Source organism: Ectopseudomonas khazarica (genome assembly GCF_004521985.1).
Classification (GTDB): domain Bacteria; phylum Pseudomonadota; class Gammaproteobacteria; order Pseudomonadales; family Pseudomonadaceae; genus Aquipseudomonas; species Aquipseudomonas khazarica.
The window spans coordinates 231411-249145 of the sequence record NZ_SBHZ01000006.1 but is presented as its reverse complement, the minus strand read 5'-3'; the positions used below and the strand labels follow the sequence as shown (position 1 = coordinate 249145).

14 protein-coding genes are annotated in these 17735 nt (G+C 65.8%); 7 read left to right on the top strand and 7 right to left on the bottom strand.

All coding sequences use genetic code 11. From position 1 onward, the window contains the following. Positions 1-963 carry an L-histidine N(alpha)-methyltransferase gene (gene egtD / locus EPK82_RS10120; RefSeq protein ID WP_134676478.1) on the top strand — a complete coding sequence of 321 codons (963 nt, stop codon included), beginning with the start codon at positions 1-3 and terminating at the stop codon, positions 961-963. Positions 964-1085: 122 nt separating this feature from the next. Here egtD and EPK82_RS10115 read toward each other — a convergent pair whose 3' ends face one another. Beyond that, positions 1086-1244, bottom strand: a complete 159-nt coding sequence (locus EPK82_RS10115; RefSeq protein WP_003084988.1) for a YqaE/Pmp3 family membrane protein — start codon at positions 1242-1244, stop codon at positions 1086-1088. Between the two features lie 148 nt (positions 1245-1392). Between EPK82_RS10115 and EPK82_RS10110 the strand changes: the two genes are divergently transcribed. Further along, positions 1393-2028, top strand: a complete 636-nt coding sequence (locus tag EPK82_RS10110; RefSeq protein WP_134676477.1) for a LuxR C-terminal-related transcriptional regulator — start codon at positions 1393-1395, stop codon at positions 2026-2028. A 3-nt stretch (positions 2029-2031) separates the two neighbouring features. Here the strand turns inward: EPK82_RS10110 and EPK82_RS10105 are convergent, their stop codons facing one another. Continuing rightward, positions 2032-3663, bottom strand: a complete 1632-nt coding sequence (locus EPK82_RS10105; RefSeq protein ID WP_134676476.1) for a hybrid sensor histidine kinase/response regulator — start codon at positions 3661-3663, stop codon at positions 2032-2034. A gap of 188 nt (positions 3664-3851) precedes the next feature. Here EPK82_RS10105 and EPK82_RS10100 point away from each other — a divergent pair, with 188 nt between their 5' ends. Beyond that, positions 3852-4220 carry a hypothetical protein gene (locus EPK82_RS10100; RefSeq protein ID WP_134676475.1) on the top strand — a complete coding sequence of 123 codons (369 nt, stop codon included), beginning with the start codon at positions 3852-3854 and terminating at the stop codon, positions 4218-4220. A gap of 14 nt (positions 4221-4234) precedes the next feature. On the opposite strand, the gene EPK82_RS10095 is transcribed toward EPK82_RS10100, so the two are convergent. The 5 genes from EPK82_RS10095 to EPK82_RS10075 form a co-directional block, all read right to left on the bottom strand. Then, complete coding sequence (locus EPK82_RS10095; protein ID WP_134676474.1) at positions 4235-5860, bottom strand: hybrid sensor histidine kinase/response regulator; 1626 nt, start codon at positions 5858-5860, stop codon at positions 4235-4237. A 201-nt stretch (positions 5861-6061) separates the two neighbouring features. Further along, positions 6062-7162, bottom strand: a complete 1101-nt coding sequence (locus EPK82_RS10090) for a GGDEF domain-containing protein (RefSeq protein ID WP_037056033.1) — start codon at positions 7160-7162, stop codon at positions 6062-6064. An 83-nt stretch (positions 7163-7245) separates the two neighbouring features. Continuing rightward, positions 7246-8541, bottom strand: coding sequence for a TRAP transporter large permease (locus tag EPK82_RS10085; RefSeq protein ID WP_037056035.1), 1296 nt, complete (start codon positions 8539-8541; stop codon positions 7246-7248). Beyond that, the gene (locus EPK82_RS10080) at positions 8531-9007 is read right to left on the bottom strand and encodes a TRAP transporter small permease (RefSeq protein ID WP_037056038.1); all 477 of its coding nucleotides are present in this window, start codon (positions 9005-9007) and stop codon (positions 8531-8533) included. The genes EPK82_RS10085 and EPK82_RS10080 overlap by 11 nt, the downstream gene beginning before the upstream one ends. Before the next feature lie 159 nt (positions 9008-9166). Next, positions 9167-10168: a DctP family TRAP transporter solute-binding subunit gene (locus EPK82_RS10075; protein ID WP_037056040.1), complete on the bottom strand. Its 1002-nt coding sequence runs from the start codon at positions 10166-10168 to the stop codon at positions 9167-9169. A 297-nt stretch (positions 10169-10465) separates the two neighbouring features. Between EPK82_RS10075 and EPK82_RS10070 the strand changes: the two genes are divergently transcribed. The 4 genes from EPK82_RS10070 (at position 10466) to EPK82_RS10055 (ending at position 17649) form a co-directional block, all read left to right on the top strand. Next, on the top strand, positions 10466-11926 hold the full coding sequence (locus tag EPK82_RS10070; protein ID WP_134676473.1) for a sigma-54 interaction domain-containing protein: 1461 nt from the start codon (positions 10466-10468) through the stop codon (positions 11924-11926). A gap of 1160 nt (positions 11927-13086) precedes the next feature. Further along, positions 13087-14472, top strand: coding sequence for a GntP family permease (locus EPK82_RS10065; protein ID WP_134676472.1), 1386 nt, complete (start codon positions 13087-13089; stop codon positions 14470-14472). Positions 14473-14596: 124 nt separating this feature from the next. Beyond that, the gene (locus tag EPK82_RS10060; RefSeq protein WP_134676471.1) at positions 14597-16156 is read left to right on the top strand and encodes an acyl CoA:acetate/3-ketoacid CoA transferase; all 1560 of its coding nucleotides are present in this window, start codon (positions 14597-14599) and stop codon (positions 16154-16156) included. A 158-nt stretch (positions 16157-16314) separates the two neighbouring features. After that, entirely contained in the window at positions 16315-17649 is a 1335-nt protein-coding gene (locus tag EPK82_RS10055) for a hypothetical protein (RefSeq protein WP_134676470.1), read from the top strand. Positions 17650-17735 lie beyond the last annotated feature (86 nt).

The following is a 17735-nucleotide window of genomic DNA, read 5'->3' as shown; positions in this document are numbered from 1 at the left end:
ATGGCACTGGCACTGCGTAGCAACGAACGATCCCTGAGCCCGGAACAGGAGGCGTTGCGCGACGAGGCATTGCGCGGCTTCGCGGCCTGGCCGAAAACGATGTCGCCGAAGTTTTTCTACGATCACCGTGGCTCGCAGTTGTTCGAACTGATCTGCCAGCAGCCGGAGTACTACCCGACGCGCACCGAGGAGACCATCCTGCGCCTGGCCGCGCAGGACATCGCCGCGCTGGCCGGGCGCAACGCCAGCCTCGTCGAACTGGGCAGTGGCGCCAGCCGCAAGATCCGCCTGTTGCTCGAAGCCCTGCGCCCGGCGCGCTACCTGGGCATCGATATCTCCCGCGAGTTCCTGCAGGCCAGCACCCGCCGCCTGGCCAGCGACTATCGCTGGCTCGATGTGCACGCCCTGTGCGCCGACTTCAGCCGTCCGCTGAAGCTCCCCGGCGATGCGCTGGGGCAACGCCCGCTGGCCTTCTTCCCGGGCTCCAGCATCGGCAACTTCGACCCGGACCAGGCGCGCGCCTTCCTGCGCAATCTGCACCAGGCGCTGCCGGCCGGCAGTGGTCTGCTGATCGGCGTGGATCTGGTCAAGGACCGTCAGGTACTGGAGCGCGCCTACAACGACCATGCCGGGGTCACCGCGCTGTTCAACCTCAACCTGGTCGAGCGCATCCGCAACGAGCTGGACAGCGACATCGACCCGAGCAGTTTCCAGCACAGGGCGTTCTACAACGAGGCCGAGTCGCGCATCGAGATGCACCTGATCAGCCGGCAGGCGCAACAGGTCAGGATCGAGGACCGGGTGTTCGACTTCGCTGCCGGCGAGACCCTGCACACGGAGAACTCCTACAAGTACACGCCGAGCGGGTTCCGCGATCTGGCCGGCAGCTGTGGCTTCGCCTCGGCGGCGATGTGGCGCGACCCGGCGCAGCTGTTCAGCGTGCATTTCTTGCGGCGGGAGTGAAGCAACGAATGACGAGCCACTTCGGAGAGCGGGCTGGGGGAACTGCGGCGTGATCGTCTCCCGTCTCCCGCTGGCGAGAGAGGGGCTCCGCTCTTTGCATCGCTGCGGGCGGGAACAGGCCCTCAGCGCTTGGCGATGATGTACACCGCATGCACGATGCCGGGGATGTAGCCCAGCAGGGTGAGCAGGATGTTCAGCCAGAACGCACCGCCGAAACCGACCTGGAGAAACACGCCCAGCGGCGGCAGCAGAATGGCGATGAGGATGCGGATAAGGTCCATGTACGACTCCTTGGCATTCCATGAGGTGTACTCACACAGACCCGGCGCGGCGCCCTCCGGTTCAGTTCGGCGGCATGGCTGGAGAAAACATCCGCTGGCGCCGACCGGCATATGACTTTAGTCTGAGGGCCAGACGGAAGCGCCCACCATGTCCGAACCCTCACAACAAGAACGCATAATCGTGGCCGACGACCATCCTGTTTTCCGGGATGGCCTGTGCCGTATCGCCCAGCGAGTCTTCCCCCAGGCGGAGATCCTCGAGGCGGGCGACATGGACGAAGTGTTGAGCCTCGCACGCGGCGGCAAGGCGCCGCGCCTGTTCATGCTCGACCTGCTGTTCCCCGGTCAGTCCCCCCATGCCATCAGTGCCTTGCGCCAGGAATTCCAGCGCAGCTCCATCGTGATCGTGTCGATGGTCGACAACCGCGAGCTGATCGATGAGGTCATGGCCTCAGGTGCCGACGGTTTCATCGGCAAGGCGACTCCTCCCGAGGAGATCGCCGAGTCACTGCTGGCCGTCTGCGCCGGGGAGTTCGTCATGGCGCTGGGGCCGTCCGGCGTACCGGACTTTGCCGAGAACCGCCACCTGCTGGAACAGCTGACGCCGCGCCAGCAGGATGTGCTGCGCCTGGTGGTGCGCGGGCTGTCGAACAAGGAAATCGCCCGCGAGCTGGATATCTCCCCGTTCACCGTCCGCATCCATGTCTCCTCGCTGCTGCGCACGCTGGACGTCAGCACCCGTGCGGCAGCGGCGGGTATCGGCGCCAAGGCCGGGCTGGTGTAGCGCTCAGGCAGCCTTGAGCTTGAGCTTCAGCGCCACCAGCAGCGAACGCAGCTCGGCGGGCTGCACCGGCTTCGACAGGATCGGCGTGTTGCCATCGCCCACCTGCTCCTGCACACGGCGTACGTCATGCCCGGTCATGATGATCGCCGGCACTTCACGTCCGCTGTGCCGGCGCAGGTGACGGATGCAGTCGGCGCCGGAGACTTCGGTGCCAAGGTCGAAGTCGGTCACCACTAGGTCGAAATTCATCGACGCATCGGGCAGCGCATCGAAGGTCGCCACCTCGCAGCCCCACTTGCGCAGCAGGGTCGCGGTCGCCAGCAGCACGTTCTGGTCATCCTCGATCAGGCACACGCGTAAGCCGTCCAGCATCCTCGGCGCCTGGGCGCTGCCCGCGTGGGTCGAACGGCTCGCGCTCGGTGCCTCGACCCGCTGCAAGCCGTCGATCATCGCCCGCGTGCCTCGGCCCTCGACGGAGCGCATGCTCACCCGCAGGTCCATCAGCGTGCCCAGGCGCCTGACGATGGCGAGGCCCAGGCCCATGCCGTCGACGTCGCGGTCGCGCTCCTGACGCACGCGATAGAACTCGTTGAAGATGCTGTCGAGATGGCCGACCGCGATGCCCCGGCCCCGGTCGTAGACCTCGATGGCGAGGCCCTGGCCGCGACACCGACAGGCGATCAGCACCGGCTTGCCCGGCGCGTATTTCAGGGCGTTGGACAGCAGGTTCTGCAGCATGGTGGTGAGCAGCGCCGAATCTGCACGTACATGCAGTGGTGGGCAGTGCAGGCGAATCTCGACCCCGGCCCAGCGCGTCGCCTCGGCATTCTGCTGAATGAGCTGCTGCAGCAGAGGGCGCAGCTCCAGCGTCTCCATTCGCGGCACTACCTTGCCGCTGTCCAGCGAGTACATGTCGAGAATCGAGCGGAACAGGCGCGCGACGCTGTGCAGCGACTTGTCGATGTTCTCCACCAGGCGCCGCTGCTCGGCACCCAGGTCGCTGTCGCGCAGGCAGGCGGTAAACAGGCTGATGGAGTGAACCGGTTGTCGCAGGTCATGACTGGCCTGCGCGAGGAACTGCGACTTGGCCCGGTTCGCCGCCTGTTCGGCCTCGGCGGCTTCGCGGGCGCGCTTGAGCAGCGTGTGCAGGTAGGCCGGCGCCATCAGGGCCGTCAGCAGCAGCGTCGCCACCAGGTAAGGCTGCGACTGCCAGTACTCCGACATGCAAGCGGTCAGGATCAGGGACAGCAACGCCATCAGCGTCGCCCGCAGCAGGTAGCCGAAGCCGTAGCGCAACCCGTAGCCGATCGTGACCCAGACCAGAATCGCATAGATCGGCAGCATAAACTGACCACCGTTGATCAGCGTCAGCGTGATCCCTGTGTAGTCATGGAGCATCGTAAGCATGCGCCGCCGCGGGTATTTCCCAGGACGGCGCATGACGTCGCAACGGATGATCATCGCCGACACCAGCAACGCTGCGTACAGCGCCAGCGCCTTCCAGACCGTGCCAGGCTCCATCAGCGAACAGCGGTAGAGCACCACGGTATAGCTGCTGACGATCGCCACGAAAATCAGCCGTACTCCGGCCTGGGCGAGCTCGGTGTCGTAGGAAACGGGACCCTTCCTGGGCATGCTGACACTCCCTGCTGAAACAGCTTTCGTCGTTACCCCGACACCTTAGGCCCTGGGCAGCGAGCGCGGCAAGGACTGCGGGCGGCCACTAGTACACCCGTACTATTCCTGGCCTGTCAGCCCCTTCCTAGAATCGCGGACAACGCTTCGGCACTGGGCCGAGGCCTGGTGATCGAAGGGAATGTCCGATGAATATCAATGGAAGCCTGGGCTTGGTCCTGGGTGCTGCCGTACTGACGGCGCTGACCGGCTGCCTGCCACAGAACACGCAGAGCCAGGGCCTGCAGAATGCCCAGATGGCCAATGACCCATGCGCCCCGAGCGCAACCAGCAGCCTGATCGAAACCGGTCGCAGCCTGCTGGACATGGCCAACACCGTGCTCGAGACGCAGCAGAGTTTCAACGGCAACTCCGCCACCTACACCCAGCGCATGCAGGTCGCGGAGAACGCCCAGCGGGTCAACCAGGGGCAGAACGTGCTGAACAACGTCGAGAAACTGGCCGGCGCCAACCAGCAACCCTGCGTAGCGCCCGCGCCAACCAGCGCGACGCGCTGATCAGGGTGTGGCGCTCAGGCGGCCTTTAGTTTCAGCTTCAGCGCCACCAGCAGCGAACGCAGTTCGGCAGGCTGTAACGGCTTCGACAGGATCGGCGTGTCGCCATCGCCCACCTGCTCCTGCACACGGCGTACGTCGTGCCCGGTCATGATGATCGCCGGCACTTCACGTCCGCTGTGCCGGCGCAGGTGACGAATGCAGTCGGCGCCGGAGACTTCGGTGCCAAGGTCGAAGTCGGTCACCACCAGGTCGAAGTGCATCGACGCATCGGGCAACGCATCGAAGGTCGCCACCTCGCAACCCCACTTGCGCAACAGGGTCGCGGTCGCCAGCAGCACGTTCTGGTCGTCCTCGATCAGGCACACGCGCAAGCCATCCAGCATCCTCGGCGCCTGGGCGCTGCCCGCGTGGGTCGAGCGGCCTTCGCTCGGTGCCTCGACCCGCTGCAAGCCGTCGATCATCGCCCGCGTGCCTCGGCCCTCGACGGAGCGCATGCTCACCCGCAGGTCCATCAGCGTGCCCAGGCGCCTGACGATGGCGAGGCCCAGGCCCATGCCGTCGACGTCGCGGTCGCGCTCCTGACGCACGCGATAGAACTCGTTGAAGATGCTGTCGAGGTGGCCGACCGCGATGCCCCGGCCCCGGTCGTAGACCTCGATGGCGAGGCCCTGGCCGCGACGCCGGCAGGCGATCAGCACCGGCTTGCCCGGCGCGTATTTCAGCGCGTTGGACAGCAGATTCTGCAGCATGGTGGTGAGCAGCGCCGGGTCAGCGCGCACATGCAGTGGCGGGCAATGCAGGCGGACCTCGACCCCGGCCCAGCGCGTCGCCTCGGCATTCTGCTGGATGAGCTGCTGCAGCAGAGGGCGCAGCTCCAGCGTCTCCATTCGCGGCACTACCTTGCCGCTGTCCAGCGAGTACATGTCGAGAATCGAGCGGAACAGGCGCGCGACGCTGTGCAGCGACTTGTCGATGTTCTCTACCAGGCGCCGCTGCTCGGCACCCAGGTCGCTGTCGCGCAGACAGGCGGTGAACAGGCTGATGGAGTGGATGGGTTGCCGCAGGTCATGGCTGGCCTGCGCGAGGAACTGCGACTTGGCCCGGTTCGCCGCCTGCTCGGCCTCGGCAGCCTCGCGTGAGCGTTTGAGCAGGGCGTGCATGTAGCCGGGGACCATGATCGTGGTGAGCAGCAAGGTGATCAGCAGATAAGGTTGCGAATGCCAGTAGCCGGTCAGCAACGCAATCCCCAGCAACGACAGCAACGCCATGAAGGTGGCCAGCAGCAGGTAGCCGGAGCCATAGCGCAGGCCGTAGCCGATGGTGCTCCAGATCAGCGTCGCATAGAGCGGCAGCATGGCTTCTTCGCCAGCGGCCATGACCAGCGTGATACCGCCGTAGTCGGTGAGCATGGTGATCAGCCGGCGGACCCGGTAGTGGCCAGGACGCCGACCGATGTCGAGCCAGAGGAGCATCGACACGCTCCAGAAGAAGGCGATGAAGGCAAAGACCTTCCAGACCAGCTGCGGCTCGATCAGCCCGAACCGGTACAGTCCCACGAAGTAGCAGGAGGCAACCACCACGAAGATCAGGCGCACCCCGGCCTGGGCGCGCTCGGTGTCGTAGGAAACCGTCCTGGGCATGCTGGCACTCCCTGCTGATTGCAGCGCTTGTCGTTGTTCCGGCACCTTAGGCCGTAGCCATCGGGCGGTGCAAGGCGCTGGCAGGCAAACACCCGGGCACTAGTACAACTGCACTAGTGCCGGCCTGCCCCTGCCTGGAATCACGGACACTGCGGGGAAAGCTGGAGCGGGGTACTGCACGTGTACTGGCGATGCGCTCGCTCACAGGCGCACGTCGAACTTGTCCAGCAGCAGTTCCCCCGGAACGTCCGCGCTGACCAGTTGATTGCGCCCGCGCTGCTTGCCCCGGTACAGGCGGCGGTCGGCGCTGCGGTAGAGCTCGGCGGCGCTGCGTCCATCCGCTGGCCAGGCGGCCAGGCCGAAGGTGGCCGACAGCGCGATCAGTTGGCCGTCGTACTCCAGCGGCTGCTCGGCGACCTGCTCGCGGAGCAGTTCCACCAGCGGCTCGGCACCCGCACTGTCGGTGTGCCGCAGCAGCAGGCCGAACTCCTCGCCGCCCAGGCGCCCGAGGAAATCCGTCACGCGCAGGCGTTGCTGGAGTATCTGGCAGATGTGCTGCAGGGCCATGTCCCCCGCCTCGTGCCCCCACTGGTCGTTGACCTGCTTGAAGTGGTCGACGTCGAGCAGCGCCAGCACCAGATGCCCGTTGCTGCGCTCGACCTCCTGGATGCTGCGCTGCAAGGCATGCTGGAAGCTGCCACGGCTGGCCACGCCGGTCAGCGAATCGGTCTGCGCCAGGCGCTCCAGCTCCTGATGGGCCTGCATGCGCAAGCCATCGTAGATATGCACGAAGACCAGGATGAGGACACCGCACAGGGCCGCATTGCCCAGGTCGATCAGGCCACGGGTATCCAGGTTCAGGCGGTTGTCGGCGAAGTACAGCAACAGGCCGGCGAGCATGAACGGCGCGGTCAGCAGAAAGGCGCGCTGCTTGCCCAGCAGCAGGTAGGCCAACAGCGGGATCATGTACAGCCAGACGAACGCCGCCGCTGAGGCATCCGGCATGACGATGATGTAGAGGATGAAACAGAAGGTGGGGACCAGGTACAGGTAGATCCACAGGTTGAGGTGGCGCGCCCGCCCGATGCGGCTGGCGCCGAACAGCAGCAGCGCGGTGCACAGCACTTCGAGGATGGCGAACGGGTAGTTGCCTGCCAACGCCTGCAGCACGGAAAAGCCACCCAGGGTCAGCCCCGTTGCCAGCAGGATGGTGCGCATCAGCGCACGCTTGCCCGACTCACGCAGCCCTTCGCAGTGCTCCGTGCCTACATCCCTGTGCTCGTTATAGTCACCATCGCCCATGTTCTTGCCCAGCGGTACCGCCCTCAGTGGTGCGCAGCCCCCCGCTGCGCACCATCTGCCAACTATAGACGCTGTCGCGCCTTTTACACCGCGTAGCCCAGCACTCGCGGCAACCACAGGGCGATTTCCGGGAAGATCGCCACCAGCAGCAGCGCACTGGACATCACCACCACGAACAACGCGGCCCAGCCCACGGTCTGCTCGAGGCGGATCTTGGCGACCTCGGCCGTGACCATCAGGTTGATCGCCACCGGAGGGGTGAACTGGCCGATGGCGATGTTCATCGCCAGCAGGATGCCGAACCACACTGGATTCCAGCCGAAGTGCTGCATCACCGGGATGAGGATCGGCATCAGGATCAGGTAGATGGAAATCGCATCGAGCAGCATGCCCGCCAGCAGCACGGCGAGCATCACCAGTGCCAGCAATACCCAGCCGTTGTCCGACAGCGAGATCAGCCATTCGGCCAGGTGGCGGAAGGTGCCGAGCATGGTGCCGGCCCAGGCGAAGATGCCGGCCAGGGCGATGATCAGCATGACCACCCCGGAGATCACCGCCGCCTCGCCACACAGGCGCCAGAGGCCGCGCCAGTCCAGCTCGCGGGTGAGGAACAGGCCGACCAGCACGCCGTAGGTGACACCGGCCACCGCCGCTTCGGTCGGGGTGAACAGGCCGCTGCGCAGCCCACCGAGGATCAGCACCGGAGCGAACAGCGCCGGCAACGCCTGCTTGAAGCTTTCTCCCAATGCCGGGCGCTCGCCCTGCTCCGGGGACTCCCAGCCGTAGCGGCGCGACAGCAGCCAGGCCGGCAGCAGCAGCACCAGGCCAGCGATGATGCCGGGGAACAGGCCGGCGGCGAACAGCGCGCGCAGGTCCACGCCGGGCACCACGATGGAGTAGAGGATCAGCGCGATCGACGGCGGGATCAGGATCGCCGTGGACGCGGAGGCGGCGATCAGGGTGGCCGAGAACGGCTTGGGATAGCCTGCCCGGGTCATGCTCGGCAGCATCACCATGGCCACCGCAGCGGCATCCGCCGGACCGGAGCCGCTCATGCCGCCCATGATCAGGCACACCAGCACCGCCACCAGCGCCAGGCCGCCATGACGCGGGCCGATCAGCGCCTGGGCGAAGCGCACCAGGCGCAAGGCCACGCCGGCCTTCTCGAACACCAGGCCGGTGAGAATGAACAGCGGAATGGCGATCAGCGGGTACTTGGCCACGCCGTTGTAGGTGTTGGTACCCAGGGTGGCGAGCATGTCCGGCGACAGGCCGGCGATGATGCCGATGGCGCCGGACAGCCCCAGGGCAAAGGCCACCGGCACACCGAGCGCCAGCAGCACGACGAAGCTGAGGATCAACCAGAGATCAGGGCTCATCACTGATCCTCCCGCGCAGACGATCCAGGGTCATCTGGCTCAGGCGCACGAACACCAGCAGCGCCAGGATCGGCAGCCACACCACGTACCACCAGTTGGGCAGGCCGAGCCCCGGCGACTGCGACTCCCACTGGTATTCCTCCCAGGCGAACTGGCCACCGAACCAGCACACCAGCCCCAATACCAGCACGCCGGCCAGCCACTGCAGCAGGATCAGCGGCGTGCGCAGGCGCGGGAACAGGCGCTCGAGCAGGCCGATACGGATGTGCCGGTTGCTGCGCATGGCCACGCTGGCGCCGGCGAAGGTCAGCACCACCAGCAGGAACACCGAGATTTCCTCGGTGAACGCGAAAGAAGCATCGGTGAAATAACGCACCACGACGTTGGCCAGGCTGATCAGACTGATGATCACCAGGGCCAGGGTGGCGAGCGCGCGCTCCAGTGGCGCGTCGACTTGCTTGCTCATAAGAACCTCGAACGACCGGCTTGGCGTGCTTCAGCAGAAGAGCGGCCCTCTCCCCCAACCCCTCTCCCATGAACGAGAGAGGGGAGCGGATCGGTGTCGCGCGACAGACCTGCAGCAGCACGCCGCAAAGCCCTTGGGCTTGCGGTCAGATGAAACGGATCAGGGCTGGGCCACGGCCTTGCGCGCGGCGTCCATCAGCGCATCGCCGATACGCGGAGCCCATTTCTCTTGCACGCTGGCAGTGGCCTCGACGAACGCGGCACGCTCGGCCTCGCTCAGTTCGATCACCTCCACGCCACGCTCGCGGATGTCTGTCAGACGCTGGGCCTGGGCGTTGCGCGACAGCTCGATCTCCCACTTGCCGGCATCGCGCGCGGCCTGGCTGAGCAGCTCGCGGTCGGCTTCCGGCATGGCTTTCCAGACGCGCTGGTTGACCGCGAAGATCAGCGGGTCGGCCATGTAGTTCCACAGGGTCAGGTACTTCTGGCCGACCTGGTCGATCCGCGCCACGTCGAACACCGACAGCGGGTTTTCCTGGCCGTCCACCGCACCGGTGGTCAGCGCCGGCTTGGCGTCGGCCCAGCTCATCTGCGTGGGGTTGGCGCCGAGGGCGGTGAAGGTGTCCTGGAACAGCGGCGAGCCGACCACACGGATCTTCAGGCCCGCCAGATCGGCCGGGCTGCGTACCGGCTTGGCCGAATTCGACAGCTGACGGAAGCCGTTCTCGCCCCAGGCCAGCGGCACGATGCCGCGCTGCTCGATGGCGGCGAACGCCAGCTTGCCGCCTTCACCCTGGGTGATGGCGTCGAGGTCGGCGTCGTTCTGCATCAGGAACGGCAGGGAAAACAGGTTGAGCTCCGGGACCTGCGGAGACCAGTTGATGGTCGAACCCACGGCCATGTCGATCAGGCCGGAGCGCATGGCGGAGAACTCCTTGGTCTGGTCGCCAGCCACCAGTTGCGCATTGGGGTACACGCGCAGGGTGATGCGCCCTTCGGAGCGTTCGTTGACCAGGTCGGCCCACTTCTGTGCGGCCTGGCCCCAGGGGAAGGCATCCGACAGGACCGTGGACACGGAATATTCGCGTGCCTGCGCGGTGGCGCACAGGGCAGTCAGCGCAGCGCCGGCGGCGAGCGCGGAAAAGAGTCGCTTGAGTTTCATCGGGGCGTCCTTGTATGGATCTTGGTCGTTGTCGTTGTGGCACCGGGCAAGGGTGCGGATCCAGCGGCGAACGGGTGGCTCGCCTGGCGCGCCAGGTTGGCACGCGAGAGGGACACGGCAGGTGTCACGACTGCCGGGAAGGCCTTGTGGGCGATCGGCAGGTGCCAGCGGGTTACGCATAGCCGCCTAACTATTCCAGAAGCGCGCGCCGAATGCCATTGTCCGATGTCCGTCGACGTTGCCCGCTGGCAGCGCCGCCAACCATAATCAGCGGCTTGTGACTTCGGATATTCGCCCATGGCCATCTCTCGCGACGACCTCGACCAGCACGGCCTGATCATCGGTGTGTCGCCCGAGCGTTTTCGCGCGGTGGCCATGCCGCTGCTGTTCGACCACCTGAACGCCCAGTGCGAGGGCACCATCGCGGTCAATCGCCAGGCGCGCATCGTCTGGATCAACGACAAGTACGCGCAGAAGGTCGGCATCGCCGATCCGCGTACCGCACTGGGCAAGGAGATCGAGGAAGTGCTGCCGGCCAGCCGCCTGCGCGAGGTGGTCGAGAGCGGCCAGCCGAGCATGCTCGACCTGATGGCCTTCGGCAGCGAACACTTCGTGGTCACCCGCATCCCGCTGCGCGACGAGGACGGCACCCTGGTCGGTGCGCTGGGCTTCGTCCTGTTCGATCGCGCCCGCCATCTCAAGCCGCTGATGGCCAAGTACAACAACCTGCAGAGCCAGTTGCTCGCCACCCAGCACGAGCTGGCCAAGGCCCGTCGGGCGCGCTACACCATCGCCGGGTTCATCGGCGCCAGCGCCGCGGCCAGCGAGGTCAAGCGCCAGGCCCGGCGCGCCGCGCAACTGGACGCCACGGTGCTGATCCGCGGTGAGACCGGCACCGGCAAGGAGCTGCTGGCCCAGGGCATCCACAACCTGTCGCCACGGGCCAACGGCCCCTTCGTCGCGGTCAACGTCGCCGCGATTCCGGAAACCCTGGTCGAGGCGGAGCTGTTCGGCACCGCGCCGGGCGCCTTCACCGGCGCCGAGCGCAAGGGGCGCATCGGCAAGTTCGAGGTGGCCAACGGCGGCACGCTGTTCCTCGACGAGATCGGCGACCTGCCGCTGCCGTTGCAGGCCAAGCTGCTGCGTGTGCTGCAGGAACAGGAGGTCGAGCCGCTCGGCTCCAACCAGGTCAAACCGCTGAACGTGCGGGTGATCGCCGCCACCCATATCGACCTGGAGGCCAAGGTCGCCGCCGGGCAGTTCCGCGACGATCTCTATTACCGCCTCAACGTGCTGGCCCTGCGCGTGCCACCGCTGCGCGAACGGGCCAGTGACATCCCCGCGCTGATCGAACACCTGCTCGACGACCTGGCCAACCGTTCCGGCCTGGCGCCGTTGGAACTGACGGACGACGCACTGGCGCTGCTCTGCGCCCAGCCCTGGCGCGGCAACGTGCGAGAGCTGCGCAACCTGCTGGAGCGGGCGCAACTGGCGCTGGATGGCCGCCTGGATGGTGAAACCCTGCGTGGCCTGCTGGTGGACCCGGTAGCGCCGAGCGAGCCGGGGCCCGTTGCGCCGGTGATGGCGAGCCCGGCGAGGACGCTGGCCGAACAGCTGGCGCAGGTCGAACGCCAGGCACTGCAGGCGGCACTCACGGCCGCCGACGGGAATCGCCAGCAGGCCGCCGAACGCCTGGGAATATCCCGCGCCGGGTTCTACGCCAAGCTGGCGCAGCATGGCCTCGGACGCAGGGGCTGAGCGAACCAGTTGTGGGAGCAGCCATTGGCGGGTTGCACCCGCCCTACGTATTTGGCGTATGCATTCACCGTAGGAGCGGCTTCAGCCGCGATGCTCTCTCGCAATCTTTCGCGGCTGAAGCCGCTCCTACAGAGATCGTTGCCAACCGCAGGTGCGTAGCCCGGATGAAATCCGGGAGCAGGCCGCCACGACAGCCCCGGATTGCATCCGGGCTACGGTGCTGGACCTTCAGAGAACCGGCCATTGGCGGGTTGCACCCGCCCTACGCATTTGGCGCATGCATTCACCGTGGGAGCGGCTTCAGCCGCGATGCTCTCTCGCCCCCCCCCTTCGCGGCTGAAGCCGCTCCCACAGAGATCGTTGCCAACCACAGGTACGTAGCCCGGATGAAATCCGGGGAGCAGCCACCACGACAGCCCCGGATTGCATCCGGGCTACGGCGCTGGACCTTCAGAGAACCGGCCATTGGCGGGTTGCACCCGCCCTACGCATTTGGCGTATGCATTCACCGTAGGAGCGGCTTCAGCCGCGATGCTCTTTCGCCCCCCCTTCGCGGCTGAAGCCGCTCCTACAAAGATCGTTGCCAACCGCAGGTGCGTAGCCCGGATGAAATCCGGGGAACAGGCACCACGGCAGCCCCGGATTGCATCCGGGCTACGGTGCTGGACCTTCAGAGAACCGGCCATTGGCGGGTTGCACCCGCCCTACGCATTTGGCGCATGCATTCACCGTGGGAGCGGCTTCAGCCGCGATGCTCTTTCGCCACCCCTTCGCGGCTGAAGCCGCTCCTACAAAGATCGTTGCGCCCCACAGGTACGTAGCCCGGATGAAATCCGGGGAACAGGCACCACGATGGCCCCGGATTGCATCCGGGCTACTGCGCCACCAAGTATCCAGATTTCTGGAATACCTACTCGCACAAGTCCATAAATCTGGACTAAATCCATGAATCTGGACACTCATTCACCAACATCCACCACGCCGATGCCTGCCACACCCGCCTGAAATCCCCAGCCACAGGCCTTTGCGCCCTTTCGACCAAAGTCTCACCCGAGACTGGCACGACTCTGGCTCTATAGCCGTCAAGGGCGCACTGCCGCATACGCGCCTGCTCATACAACGGCCCAGCGCCGCTAGAACAACAACAAAAGGAATCACCCATGGGTACCCTCGGTATTCTGCTGTCGCTCGCATTGTTGATGTACCTCGCCTATCGCGGCATCAACGTCCTTATCCTCGCCCCACTCCTGGCCCTGCTGGCACTGCTGTTCGCTGGCGACATCGGCCTGCTGCTGCCCACCTACACCCAGGTGTTCATGAAGGCCATGGGCGGCTACGTGATCCAGTTCTTCCCGTTGTTCCTGCTGGGCGCCCTGTTCGGCAAGCTGATGGACGACTCCGGTTCGGCCCGCGCCATCGCCCACGGCATCGTCGCCAAGGTCGGCAGCGAGCGCGCCATCCTGGCCATCGTGCTGGCCTGCGGCATCCTCACCTACGGCGGTGTGTCGCTGTTCGTGGTGGCTTTCGCCGTGTACCCGATCGGCGCCGCGCTGTTCCGTGAAGCGGGCATTCCCAAGCGCCTGATCCCCGGTGCCATCGCCCTCGGCTCGTTCACCTTCACCATGACCGCGCTGCCCGGTACGCCGGCGATCCAGAACGCCATCCCCAATCCCTTCTTCGGTACCGACGCTTTCGCCGCGCCGGGCCTGGGCGTGATTGCCGGGTTGATCATGTTCGGCCTCGGCACCTGGTGGCTCACCGCACAGTCGCGCAAGCTGATGGCGGCAGGCGAAGGCTACGGCGAACACCGTGACGATCCGGTCGTCGAGGAGCGCCGCGACATTCCCGGCTTCTGGCTGGCGCTGCTGCCGATCTTCGTGGTGATCGGCCTGAACTTCCTGATGGCCAAGCAGATTCTCCCGGCGGTGGACACCAGCTACCTGGCCAAACCGGAGTTCGGCGGTCTGCAGGATGCCAGGTCGCTGATCGGCATCTGGTCGATCATCGTCGCCCTCGGCGTGGCCGTCGTGCTGCTCATCGGCCTGCACTGGAAGCGCTGGATGGACCTGAAGAAGAGCGTCAACGACGGCGCCTTCGGCTCCATGCTGCCGATCCTCAACACCGCCGCCGAGGTGGGCTACGGCACGGTGATCGCATCGCTGGCCGGCTTCGTCGTCATCCGTGACCTGGTGCTGGGCGTCTCGAGCAACCCGCTGATCTCCGAAGCGGTGGCGGTGAACATCCTCGCCGGCATCACCGGCTCGGCGTCCGGCGGCATGTCCATCGCGCTGAAGACCCTCGGCGAGCAATACCTGACCCTGGCCACCGCCGCCGGCATCAGCCCCGAGCTGCTGCACCGCGTCGCCGCCATGGCCTCCGGCTGCATGGACACCCTGCCGCACAACGGCGCGGTGATCTCGCTGCTGGCGATCTGCAAGCTCACGCACCGCGAGTCGTACAAGTTCATCTTCGTCAACACCGTGGCCTTCCCGATGATGGCCCTGGCCGTGGTGATCACCCTGGGCACCCTGTTCGGCAGTTTCTGACGAGGCAGGTGAAGCCTGCACTCAGGCACGGAGAGTTCGCGTACAGCGGTACGCAGCCCTCCCCGCCTGGGCGCAGGCAGCTCCCCGTAGTGCAATGTGTTCAATCGTTTTTCGAGTACCCGCCATGAGCAAGATCATGACCGCCGCCGCCGCCGTGGCGCGCATCCCGGACAACGCCAACCTGGCCACCGGTGGTTTCGTCGGCATCGGCTTCGCCGAGCAGATCGCCATCGCCCTGGAGCAGCGCTTTCTCGCCGAGCAGGCGCCACGCGACCTGACCCTGGTGTACGCCGCCGGGCAAGGCGACGGCAAGGGTCGCGGCCTCAACCACCTGGCCCACGAGGGCCTGGTGCGCCGCGTGATCGGTGGCCACTGGGGCCTGGTGCCGGGGCTGCAGAAGCTGGCCGTGGACAACCGCATCGAGGCCTACAACCTGCCGCAGGGGGTGATCTCCCAGCTGTTCCGCGACATCGCCGCCGGCAAGCCGGGGCAGCTGTCCCGTGTTGGCCTGGGCACCTACGTCGACCCGCGGCATGGTGGCGGCAAGCTCAACGCGCGCACCACCAGCGACCTGGTGCGGCTGATGCCCATCGACGGCGAGGACTACCTGTTCTACCCCAGCTTTCCGGTGCATGTCGGCGTGGTCCGCGCCACCAGTGCCGATGCCGACGGCAACCTCAGCTTCGAGCGCGAGGCGCTGACCATCGAGAGCCTGGCCATCGCCATGGCCGCGCGCAACAGCGGTGGCCTGGTCATCGCCCAGGTCGAGCGCGTGGTCGAACGTGGTTCGCTCAACCCGCGCCAGGTGAAGATTCCCGGCATCCTGGTGGACTGCGTGGTGGTGGCCGAACCCGCCAACCACCAGCAGACGTTCGCCACCGCCTACAACCCGGCCTTCGCCGCAGAAACCCGGGTACCGGTGAACAGCCTGGCGCCCATGCCGCTGGACGTGCGCAAGCTGATCGCCCGCCGTGCGGCGCTGGAGCTGCAGGCCGGGGCGGTGGTCAATCTCGGCATCGGCATGCCCGAGGGTGTCGCCGCGGTGGCCGCCGAAGAAGGTGTGATCGAGCGCCTGACGCTCACCGCCGAACCCGGCGTGATCGGTGGCGTGCCGGCCTCGGGCCTGGACTTCGGCGCCGCCAGCAACCACAGCGCGCTGCTCGACCAGCCCTACCAGTTCGACTTCTACGACGGCGGCGGCCTGGACATCGCCTTCCTCGGCCTGGCCCAGGCCGACGCGGCGGGCAACCTCAACGTGTCCAAGTTCGGTTCGCGCCTGGCCGGTGCCGGTGGCTTCATCAACATCAGCCAGAACGCCAAGCAGGTGGTGTTCGTCGGCACCTTCAGCGCCGGCAAACAGGACATCCGCATCGAGGATGGCCAGCTGCGCATCGTCGAGGATGGCGACGTGCGCAAGTTCGTCGGCGAAGTGGAACACCGCACCTTCGCCGGCCAGCTGGCTGCCGAACGTGGCCAGCCGGTGCTCTACGTCACCGAGCGCTGCGTGCTGCGCCTGACCCGTGCGGGCCTGGAACTGATCGAGGTGGCACCGGGCGTGGACATCGACCGCGACATCCTCGCACGCATGGACTTCACCCCCATCGTGAACCAGCCCAGGCTGATGGATGCACGACTGTTCAGGCCCGAGCCCCTCGGGCTGGCCCACTCACTGGGCACTCTTTGAGCGTGAACTTGCGGGCCTGAACGGGCCCGTTTTTTTGCCCGGAGCTCACTGGCCGATCGCCATTGGCAACCCGAGTCACGCTGTTGAGACGTCGCGATTGCATGCTCGACTGCCCACTGGCATGGTTGCGCCTCCCTCATGAACAAGGAACGTTTCCAATGAGCCTGCCCGCCCCCACTCCGCTCGTATTTTGCACCAACCCTCTCGAAGACGATCTGCCATTCAAGGCCTGGGCCGATCTGTCGCTGGAGATCGACGGTCAGCCCGAGCACAACGAAAACCTGCTGAACCTGGCCGGTTATCTCGTTCGCCAGGCACTGGCCGACCAGCACCCTGAACGCATCAAGCATCCACGCGACATCGATTCAGTGCTCTATGGCTTACGGGCCCACGTGCAACTGCATTCCGGTGGCAGCTTGGATTTGGGCGAAAGAAATCCGGATGCTGAAGTAAAGGCGCATCAGGTAACGCCGGGCCTGATCATCGGCAAGCTGCTTATCGCGGCCAACGAACCTGGCTGCGTCGGGCTCGAGGAATTGCATGAACGCCTTAACCCCGTCAATGCGGCGGGCAACCTTCTGAGCAAACTGCAGGCGTCGGATCTGCCGCCCACGAGTCTGATCTGCGCACTACTGCCGGGTATGACCATCACCCTGACCCCCGCCTTTTCCGACAGTCAGACCCTGACGTACCCGAGCCATCTGGAAATCCATCAGGAACAGCTCAAGCAGGCAGAACTGGCTGGCCTGCCGCAGGAACGCTGTGAAATCGTCCTAGACGGCGAGTGCCTGGATGATACCCAACCGGCCTACGGCATCGCCTACGAGCTCCTCTCGCTCCTGTTGCTCCTGCTTCGCCAACGAGCACACGAAAGCGAGCAGCCCGATCTATCCAAGCGCCAGCAGGAATGGGAGCGGGTGCGCCTGGTCATCGGCAGCGACCTGCACTATGACGCGAATTACGTGCTCGATCCCAAGACATACAAGCCAGCCTATGGGCACCCCGTACGCTGCCTGAAGCTGTCGGGCACACAACGACTGATGCTGCCAGCCAATCTCGACCTACCCGCTCTTGAGCAGATATGGGACGCACTGGTGCACGAATCGATGCACGTCGAGTGGCAGCGACTTCTGGCGAGCAAGGAGATCGAAGACCAGGCCGTGATGATCACCCTAGAGGTGGGCTGCAAGCTGGAGATACTCGCCAGAGACGCCAACCAGCAACTGCATGTTCTGGAGAGCTACCGCGACAACGAATTGCTACCCGCGAGCGTTGAGCAGACAACAGAAGAAATCACTACGGCCGCCGTTCTGGAAGCCGCGCCGGATTCCGTGCAAGCGCAGCCATTGGCGACTGATGCGGCAAAGGTCGAACAACAGGCAACACCCGCTGTTGGCGAGCGAAAGCGTCCGCGCCAGTCCGGCAGCTACGGCCCTCTGGCACTGGCCGCCGTGGTCGTTGCAACGCTGGCAGCGATTCTGATCAGAGGCTGAGTGCAACACAGCCAGCCTGACATTCGTCGAGGCTGGCTGCTGGCGGCCTGTTGCGCCGCCTCGGCGAATGACCCCACTCGCACTCG